The organism is Arthrobacter sp. P1_B3, assembly GCF_056406615.1.
In genome coordinates this window covers 113,704-122,493 of sequence record NZ_JBFTZV010000013.1, presented here as the reverse complement: position 1 = coordinate 122,493, position 8,790 = coordinate 113,704, and the positions used below count along the sequence as shown (strand labels likewise).

General features: G+C 66.8%; 7 protein-coding genes. 3 read left to right on the top strand and 4 right to left on the bottom strand.

All coding sequences use genetic code 11. The annotated features are described in order from the left end of the window. Nucleotides 1–157, bottom strand: a 157-nt coding sequence (locus tag AC1D2F_RS14815) for a transposase (protein ID WP_476967023.1), incomplete at its 3' end; no start/stop codon positions are given. 173 nt (nucleotides 158–330) lie between these two features. Here AC1D2F_RS14815 and AC1D2F_RS14810 point away from each other — a divergent pair. Beyond that, a complete protein-coding gene (locus AC1D2F_RS14810; RefSeq protein WP_476967021.1) occupies nucleotides 331–1,302 on the top strand; it encodes an AraC-like ligand-binding domain-containing protein in 972 nt (323 codons plus the stop codon). Between the two features lie 189 nt (nucleotides 1,303–1,491). Here AC1D2F_RS14810 and AC1D2F_RS14805 read toward each other — a convergent pair whose 3' ends face one another. After that, entirely contained in the window at nucleotides 1,492–2,505 is a 1,014-nt protein-coding gene (locus tag AC1D2F_RS14805; RefSeq protein ID WP_476967020.1) for an isopenicillin N synthase family dioxygenase, read from the bottom strand. Between the two features lie 235 nt (nucleotides 2,506–2,740). Beyond that, the gene (locus AC1D2F_RS14800) at nucleotides 2,741–4,210 is read right to left on the bottom strand and encodes an APC family permease (RefSeq protein WP_476967019.1); all 1,470 of its coding nucleotides are present in this window, start codon (nucleotides 4,208–4,210) and stop codon (nucleotides 2,741–2,743) included. Between the two features lie 193 nt (nucleotides 4,211–4,403). Here AC1D2F_RS14800 and AC1D2F_RS14795 point away from each other — a divergent pair, with 193 nt between their 5' ends. Together AC1D2F_RS14795 and AC1D2F_RS14790 are read left to right on the top strand one after the other, a co-directional pair. Beyond that, nucleotides 4,404–4,970: a TetR/AcrR family transcriptional regulator gene (locus tag AC1D2F_RS14795; protein ID WP_476967018.1), complete on the top strand. Its 567-nt coding sequence runs from the start codon at nucleotides 4,404–4,406 to the stop codon at nucleotides 4,968–4,970. A 147-nt stretch (nucleotides 4,971–5,117) separates the two neighbouring features. Beyond that, entirely contained in the window at nucleotides 5,118–6,527 is a 1,410-nt protein-coding gene (locus tag AC1D2F_RS14790; protein WP_476967017.1) for an aldehyde dehydrogenase family protein, read from the top strand. Nucleotides 6,528–6,548: 21 nt separating this feature from the next. On the opposite strand, the gene AC1D2F_RS14785 is transcribed toward AC1D2F_RS14790, so the two are convergent. Next, nucleotides 6,549–8,711 carry an elongation factor G-like protein EF-G2 gene (locus tag AC1D2F_RS14785; RefSeq protein ID WP_229994332.1) on the bottom strand — a complete coding sequence of 721 codons (2,163 nt, stop codon included), beginning with the start codon at nucleotides 8,709–8,711 and terminating at the stop codon, nucleotides 6,549–6,551. Between the last annotated feature and the right edge of the window lie 79 nt (nucleotides 8,712–8,790).

The following is an 8,790-nucleotide window of genomic DNA, read 5'->3' as shown; positions in this document are numbered from 1 at the left end:
GGTCACGCCACGGGATCCCGGTCCGGAAACGGTAGATGATGCCCTCCATGACCAGCCGGTGGCCCTGAAACGGACGCCCCCGACGCCCGGAGGAGTCCGGCATCAGGTCCTCAATCAGAGCCCACTGGTCATCAGTCAAAACGGAAGTACGTGACACCCGTCCACTATTTCAAAAACCACGCCCCGAATTAGGAGACACGCCCTAGGCCCGCGGGCAATCTTTTTTCGCCGGTTGTCGAAAAAAGATGACATCGGCGGGTTGCGGCGCTACCCTGAAGGGACTGTGTCCCACGACACAGTCCCAGAAATACGACGGCGTCAGGATCTTCGATGACCGCAGTTGCAGCCCGCCCCGTGGCCAACCCCGCCGGACAGGATGTCATTACCAGCACGGCAGCCTCCTTCGACCACTGGAGGCACCTCGTCGCGGAGTCCTTCGTTCCCCTGGCCGCCTCGAGCACAGATGCGGACAACTTCCGCGGCCGCATGCGGGCCCGCAGGCTCGACCGTGTGGCGGTCGTCGAGGTCTCCTCCACGAGCCATGAGGTCCACCGCACGCCGGCACTGATCGCCCAGTCCAACCAGCGCTATTTCAAGCTCAATCTCCAATTGCAGGGCACCGGACTCCTCATCCAGGACAACCGCGAGGCGCTCCTGCGCCCGGGCGACCTCTCCATCTACGACACCAGCCGCCCCTACACGCTTGCGTTCGAGGGGGACGCCCGGCTCATGGTGGTGATGTTCCCCTGGGACGCGCTGTCCCTGCCGCCGGACTGCATCGCTCAGCTTTCGGCCGTGCGGATGGCGGCGGACGGCGGCCTCGCCGCGATCGTCGGGCCGTTCATCTCCCACCTCGCGGAGAACCTGGATGCGCTGAGCGGCCCCAGCGGGTCACGCCTTGCCACGAACGCCCTCGATCTCGTGTCCACGATGCTGCATTCGGAACTGGACATGTCCCCGGACCGGATGAGGCCGCAGGCCCTCCTGGCGGCATCGGTCCGCGAGTACATCGACGCTAACCTGGCCGATCCGATGCTGTCGCCCGCGTCCATCGCGGCGGCCCATTTCATCTCCACGCGGCACCTGCACAATGTCTTCCATGAATCCGGGACCACCGTGGCGAGCTGGATCCGGACCCAGCGGCTGGAAGGTGCGCGCCGCGAGCTGCGGGATCCGCTCCTGGCCGGCATGCCGGTGGGGGCCGTGGCCGCGCGCTGGGGCTTCCTGGATGCCGCCCACTTTAGCCGTTCCTTCCGTGATGCCTTCGGCGAATCTCCCAGCGACTGGCGGCGCGGCGCCTGAGCCTGACCTTCACCCGCCGCTGAGAGCACCTGCCGTTGTCAGCGCCCGCTGTTGTTCCTCATTGCTTTCAGGGAGGCGGCCGGAGCCGCTGCGCGGGCTGTTTCGCCGGCCAGAGTTGCTACGAATCCTGCCTGGCCTTCGGAGAGAACTGGCGCGGGTTCCGGCCGGAATCAGGAGTGTGCACCGACGTCAGTTCGTCATCAGATCCGCGTGGTGAACTGCGACAACGTTTGGGTGGGCCCTGAGCCGGTAGCGCAGGGCATTATCCCCGTAGGTCTCCAGAATGGGGCTGTTCGTCGGGTCAACCGAGAGGCCTCGGGCCTTGGCTTGAAACTCCGGGCTCACCGCGAGCTGGGGCATGGTCGCGTCCAGCGCCGGGTTGTAGAAGAACGGAAGAGAGATCCTGTCAGTGCCGCGAAGGGGCGAGATCACGCGGTGCAGAGTCGCCTTAAGGTAGCCGTTCGTGGCCAGTTCAAGCATCTCGCCGATGTTGACCACGAATGTTCCTGGCACCTGGGGTGCGTCGATCCAATTCCCCCGGTACTCGACCTGGAGTCCGCCCTTTCCGGGTTCGACGAGGAGGAGCGTCAGCACACCGCCGTCGCGGTGGGACCCGACACCCTGCTTGGGTTCCGGGTTGGACTCCCCCGGATAGCGCACAACTTTGAGCAGGGGGAACGCCCGTGCGGCGAATGCCGCGTCGAAGGTGTCCTCGGGCGCTCCCAGGGACACGGCAAGCGCCCGCAAAAGAGCGAGGGAGATGGCACTCAGCCGCTCGGTCCACTCATGGACGATCGCCCGCATCTCGGGCAGTCCACTTGGCCACAGGTTGGGTCCCTCCAGACGCCAGTAATCAGCGACGCCGGCACCCGGCTCCACGGCGTCACGCTCGACGCCGATGTCGATCTGCTCGCGCCAGTCGACCGCCCCATCCGTGAGTTCACCGCCGACGCGGGTGTAGCCGCGGAACTGCGGGCTGTGGACGTTCTCGACCGCGAGCTTCTGTTCGTCCGGCAGTTCGAAGAAGCGGCGGGAGACGTCGAGCATGGCGTCAATGAGCTCCTGCGGGATGCCGTGGCCGGCCAGATAGAGGAACCCGACCTCATGCATAGCATTGCGCAGTTCGTCCCGAAACCGGGAGGCCTCTTCCGGGCCAGCACTCAATCGAGAGAAGTCCAGGACGGGCAATGATTCGAGTGACAACGTCGTCTAGTCCTTTACAGTGAACTTGGCAAGCCGGAGCCTGTATTAGTTCCAATGTTACGGACCGGGCTGCGGTGATGAGGATTTAACGTGTCGAAATAAGACATCCGGAGCAGGTCAGTGCCCTGGGATAAGGCGGCGTTGAACCGCACCTCCGAAACCTGGACTCTTATTTTCAAGTCCAACTTTCGGGGTGCGGTTCCGGCACTTCGCACGGTGTGTCGAAGGCCGACCCCTAGGCAGGAACCCCTGCGCGGGCGGCCCTGCGCTCCACGGCAACTTCCACCAGCACGCCGGCGGCAAACACAATGGGGACGGTCAGCAGCAGGCCCACGGCCGTTTCGGCGCTGCCGCCGATCAGTGCGGTGAAGTTGCTGATCACGAGGAACAGGACCCAGCCGAGCAGCAGGGTGGCGAGCACCGGCGCCACCACAGTCTGCCAAATCTGGCCGGCCGCCTTTTCGCGCCGGAAGTACGCGACGACGGCCAGGGAGCAGAGCATGTACAGCACCAGGAGCGCCGCCACCGCCAGCCCGCTGAACCAGGAAAAGAGGGTCAGTACAGGATCCAGGGACAGCACCGCGAAGGGCGCAACGAGCAGGAAGGCGACCACGGTTTGGATCCGTGCGGCGACGGCGGGCGCCTTGTGCCGGTTGGTCCGGGCCACGACGCGGGGCATGGACCCGCGCAGGGCCAGCGAATGGAGGTAGCGGTTGATGCCGTTGTGGAAGGCGATTATGCCGGCCAGCAGGGATGTCACGAGCAGAATGCCGGTGACGGTTCCGGCCCACGGCCCGAACAGCTCCACCATGGGTGTCAGCACGAAGGAGGTGGAGTCGCCCGATTCGAGGGCAGCGCCCGCGGCGTCAATGACGTGCGAGGGGCCGTAGTAGCTGACCAGCATCCACGAAATGAAGGAGAAGAAGACGGCGATGACCCCCACCGAAAGATACGTGGCACGGGCCACCGTGCGGTGGGCGTCCTTGGCCTCGGCCGAGTAGATGGCCGTGGATTCAAAGCCGAACATCGAGGCGACAGCGAACATGATGGCTACGCCCGGGGCGCCTGCGCCGATCGCTGCGGGAGAGAAGGATGCAGCCAGGCTGATCCCCTCCGGCCCGCCGCCCCGCAACAGCACGGTAAACCCGAACATGAGCAGGATGGCGACTTCCAGGCCCACGAGCACCGCCAGGACCCGCGCCCCGAGTTCGATGTTGAGGGATCCCAGCACCTGCACGCCCGCCATGGTGATCATGGCCAGAAGCCACCAGGGAACCACGATCCCTGCGGTTCCGAGGACGCCTGAGAACGCAGCGCCGTACAGCCCGTACATCGCGGCCTGGACCGTGCTGTACGCGAGGAGCGCAAGCCACGCCGCTCCTGCCCCGATCTTCCGTCCAAAGGCGGCGGTGACATAGGCGTAGAAGGCGCCGTTGGCCTGGATCTTGCGGCTCATCGCGACGAACCCGACGGCGAAGATCACGATCACGATGCCCACCACCAGATACGCGCCGGGTGCGCCGGGACCGTTGCCGAGGGCCGCGGCCAGCGGTGATGCCCCGACGATTCCGGTCAACGGTGCCTGGGCGGACAAGACAAAGAACAGAATGCCCATGACGCCGACGCTGCCGGCGCGCAGCGCAGTGGAGTGCTCCGTGCGGGGACTGGCTTCTGCGGTCCGGGACTCGGAATTTGAAATACTCATCGGATCCTTCTTAACGGTCATGAGTCTGGGGAATTTCGGTCTGGGAATATGGGGGTGCGTTGCACCGTGAAATCCAGCATGGCAGGTGGCGCCCGTCACCCTCTTGTCGCTCAGCGATCGGTTGTTGTTCATGAGCGAAGTTTGGTTGAGAACGGCAGTGACGTTCAGGCCTGGTGCAGCGCCAAGAGGGAGGTTGCGTCACGGGCGGCGCTCATGCCGCTCTCGATTGCGCGCCGCCGTTTCGGTGGTGGCTGCCAAGGGATTGCGGGGGCTGACTTACCGCTCAGTGGCGGAAGCTGCCGGAGTCAACAACACGTTGGTTGCCCACCACTTCGGATCCCGCGACGCCCTCATAGCCGCAGCCCTGGACTGGGCAGCCGAGCAATCCATCAGTGCGTCCAAGCTGCGGGAGGCGGCCACGCTGGGCCACTCATTCACGGACTCGCTGCTGGAGCTACTTCTGGCCGAACCGGAACTGCAGGTGTTTCAGTACGAGATGATCCTCGAAGCCCGCCGGCGTCCCGAGCTTTCCGAAGCGGTGACCGCCCTCTACGAGAACTACGTCAGCGCCTTGGCCGACGGGCTGACGGCCTCAGGCCTGACCGGCAACGTGAGGGTTGTGGCCCGCACACTTTTTGCCGCCCTCGACGGCCTCGTTCTCCAGTACCTGGCCGGCGTCGATCGGTCAGCCATTGCTGCGTCTCTCGAGGAAGTCCACGACGTGCTCCTGCTCCGGACGCCCTCCGGCCCGCAGTCTTAGGCAATGCCTTCGGCGTTCCGTTCGCTCCCGCACAACAGCTCTTCGCGGATAGACAAGACCCCCGACCCCTCGCCGGAGCACGCTTGAAGCAGCACTCTTAGGCCGTACCGGCCGCGTTCTCTGACCTACTCGATGTGGAGTACACCCATGGAAACCTACGACGCTCTTCTCGCCGCGATCGCCCCGACGTCCGGGGAACCCCGGACCATCCTGGACCCCGCCACCGGCCAGCCGGTCGGGCAGGCGCCGGTCCACACCGTCGAGGACCTCGAGCAGGCCATCGCCGCCGCCCAGACAGCACAGCCGGCCTGGGCGGCCATAGGCCATGACGCCCGGTCCGCCGCGCTTCTCAGGGCCGCCGACGCCGTCGAACGCTCCGCCGAGGAACTCGCCCGCCTGCTCTCCCGCGAACAGGGCAAACCGCTCAACGGCCCGAACGCCCGCTTCGAGGTCGGCGCCTGCGCCGCCTGGCTCCGCGTCGCCGCCGCCACCGTCCTGGAGGCGGAAACCGTGGTGGACGACGGCGAAACCCGCGCCGAACTGCACTACCGGCCCATCGGCGTCGTCGGGGCGATCGGGCCCTGGAACTGGCCCATGATGATCACCGTCTGGCAGCTCGCCCCCGCCCTGCGGATGGGCAACGCCGTGGTGGTCAAACCCTCCGAATACACCCCGCTCTCCGTCCTGGCCCTCGTCCATGTCCTGAACCAGGAACTCCCCGAGGGCATCCTGTCCGTGGTCTCCGGCGGCCGCGAGGTCGGCGAGGCCCTGGCCGGACACCCCGGAATCGGCAAGATCATGTTCACCGGCTCCACCGCCACCGGCAAGGCCATCATCAAGTCCTCCGCGGACACCGTCAAACGCCTCACCCTGGAACTCGGCGGCAACGACGCCGGCATCGTCCTGCCCGACGCCGACCCCCAGGCCATCGCCGAAGGCCTGTTCTGGGGTGCCTTCATCAACACCGGCCAGACCTGCGCGGCGCTCAAGCGCCTCTACGTCCACACCGACATCTACGACGCCGTCTGCGCCGAACTCACCAAGGTCGCCGCGGCCATGCCGATGGGCAACGGCCTGGACGAGGCCAACGTGCTGGGCCCGCTGCAGAACCGCCAGCAGTTCGACATCGTCTCCAGGCTCGTTGAAGCCGCCCGCGACTCCGGGGCACGGATTCTGCTCGGCGGCAACCCGGACCAGGACCAGCCCGGCCACTTCTACCCCGCCACGATCGTGGCGGACATCGACAACAGCAACCCGCTCGTCGCCGAGGAACAGTTCGGCCCCGCCCTGCCGATCATCCGGTACAGCACCGTGGACGAGGCCGTCGCCATGGCCAACGCCCTCGACGTCGGGCTCGGCGCCTCCGTCTGGTCCGCCGACCCCACCGAAGCCCGGAAGGTCGCGGCCCGGATCGAGGCCGGCACCGTCTGGATCAACAAGCACGGCGCCGTGGACCCGCGCGTCCCCTTCGGCGGTGCCAAGCAGTCCGGCTACGGACTCGAATTCGGTGTCGAAGGCCTCAAGGCCCTCGGCGTTCCGCAGGTCATCAACGGCTGACCGCTGACCTTATTAGGGCCATCAGTGCAGCGCTTGCGGCACGGGTTCGTGCCGCAAGTAGCTGCGCCGGAACCGGCCGCTGCCGGCGGTCAGGGCCCGTAACTCCACCGAGTACCTCAACAGTTCCTGGTCCGGAACCTCGGCGCTGATCTCGGTGCCGTCGGCCCCGGCGGAGGTGGTTCCGGTCAGGCGTGCCCGCCTGGAGGACAAGTCGCTCATCACAGCGCCCACGTGGTCCTCCGAAACGCTGATGGTCACGGACGAAACCGGTTCCAGGAACTGAATGCGTGTTGCTGCCGCCGCTTCCCGGAGGGCCAGCGCGCCGGCCGCCTGGAACGCCGCGTCCGAGGAATCCACGCTGTGCGTCTTGCCGCCGATCAGCGTGACCTTGATGTCCACCACGGGGAACCCGGCCGACACGCCTTTCTGCATCTGGGTCCGCACGCCCTTTTCCACCGACGTGACGAACGGCCCGGGAATCACCCCGCCCACAGTCTTGTCGACAAACTCGAACCCGGCGCCACGGTCGAGGGGTTCCACCTCGATGTCGCAGACAGCGTACTGGCCGTGGCCGCCGGATTGTTTGACATAGCGTCCGTGCCCGGCCGCCGGCGCGGCAAACGTCTCCCGCAGCGGCGTGATCACTGGGACGGTCTGCAGGTTCACACCCTGGTCCCGCAGCCTGCCCAGGACGACGTCGGCGTGCGCCTCGCCCATGCACCACAGGATCAGCTGGTGGGTTTCGGAGTTGCGTTCCACCCGGAGCGTCGGGTCGCCGGCGGTGACTTTCCCCAGGTTCCTGGCCAGGGCGTCCTCGTCGCCGTGCGTGGCAGCTTCGATGGCTACCGGCATGAGCGGGTCCGGCATGTCCCAGGGGGCCACCAGCAACGGCAGTTCCTTGGCCGAAATCGTGTCGCCGGTCTCGGCGGTGCCCAGCTTGGTCAGCGCACAGATATCCCCGGCGACGCAGAATGGCACCGGCCGCAGTCCCGATCCCAGCGGCGAGTACAGGTGTGTGACCCGCTCGTCGCTGTCGTGGTCCTCATGGCCGCGGTCCGCCATTCCGCGGCCACCCACATGGATGGCTGCGTCCTCCCGCACAACGCCGGAGAAAACACGCACCAGGCAGACCCGGCCGAGGAACGGGTCGATCGTCGTGCGGACCACTTCACCGAGCAGCGGGCCGTCGGGGTTGCAGCCGAGCGGGCCGGCAGGCGCCCCGTCGAGGTCCGTGGCTGCTGGAACACTGTGCTCCGCCGGGGTCGGAAACGCGCGAACCAGAACCTCGAGCAGCTCCGCCAGGCCAAGCCCGGACTCCGCTGACGTCGGCAGCACCGGGTGAAAGGACCCGCGGGCCACGGCCGTCTCCAGATCGGCGATCAAGACATCGGGAGCGATTTCTTCACCCCCTAGGTAGCGGTCCATCAGCGCCTCGTCCTCGCTCTCGGCAATGATCCCCTCGATCAGCGCGCCCCGCGCTGACTCCGCCGCGGCAAGTTCGACGCCGGTCGCGGCCCGGGTGGCCGACGCCGGTTCCGCCGCACCGTACTCGGACACCGTCCCGGTCAGCAGCCCCAGCAACCCGGTTACGGCACCGTCCGCGCGGACCGGGAGGTAGAGCGGAACGATGGCGTCGCCGAATGCCAGACGGCAGCGGGCGACGGCGGCGTCGAAATCCGCGCGCGGATGGTCCAGCCGGCTGATGACCACTGCCCGCGGCATGCCGAGCCGCTGGCACTCATTCCAGAGCGCGGTGGTCGCGGCGTCGACATCGTCGGTGGCCGAGACGACGAACAGCACTGCATCCGCGGCACGGAGCCCTGCACGCAGCTCGCCGATGAAATCCGTATAGCCCGGAGTGTCCAGCAGGTTCACTTTGGTCTCCCCCACCGTCACCGGCACCACTGCCAGCGCCACGGAGCGCTGCTGCGTGATGGCGGAAGGATCCGAGTCGCTCACCGTAGTGCCCTCGGCGATCGAGCCTTTACGGGTGATGGCTCCGGTGGCGGCAAGCAAGGCCTCGGTGAGCATTGTTTTTCCGGAACCCGAATGCCCCACGAGGGCCACATTGCGGATCTTGTCCGGCTGCTCCGGCGGCGCGGCGCCATTGGCGTCGGCCCGCCGGAGGTCAGAGGTACCCCGGACCGGGCCCCTTGACGGGGTTTTGGCGCCCTTCGACGGCATGAGAACCTCCCGGCGTCGCATCCACTCGTGCCCCGCAGGGCCTTGTGTTAAGGATTGGACACCCTGGGACGCCCGGACA

Coding starts and splice junctions, on each gene's coding strand:
- AC1D2F_RS14810 (WP_476967021.1), top strand. CDS start 331: ATGACCGCAGTTGCAGCCCGCCCCGTGGCCAACCCCGCCGGACAGGAT.
- AC1D2F_RS14800 (WP_476967019.1), bottom strand. CDS start 4,210: ATGAGTATTTCAAATTCCGAGTCCCGGACCGCAGAAGCCAGTCCCCGC.
- AC1D2F_RS14790 (WP_476967017.1), top strand. CDS start 5,118: ATGGAAACCTACGACGCTCTTCTCGCCGCGATCGCCCCGACGTCCGGG.
- AC1D2F_RS14785 (WP_229994332.1), bottom strand. CDS start 8,711: ATGCCGTCGAAGGGCGCCAAAACCCCGTCAAGGGGCCCGGTCCGGGGT.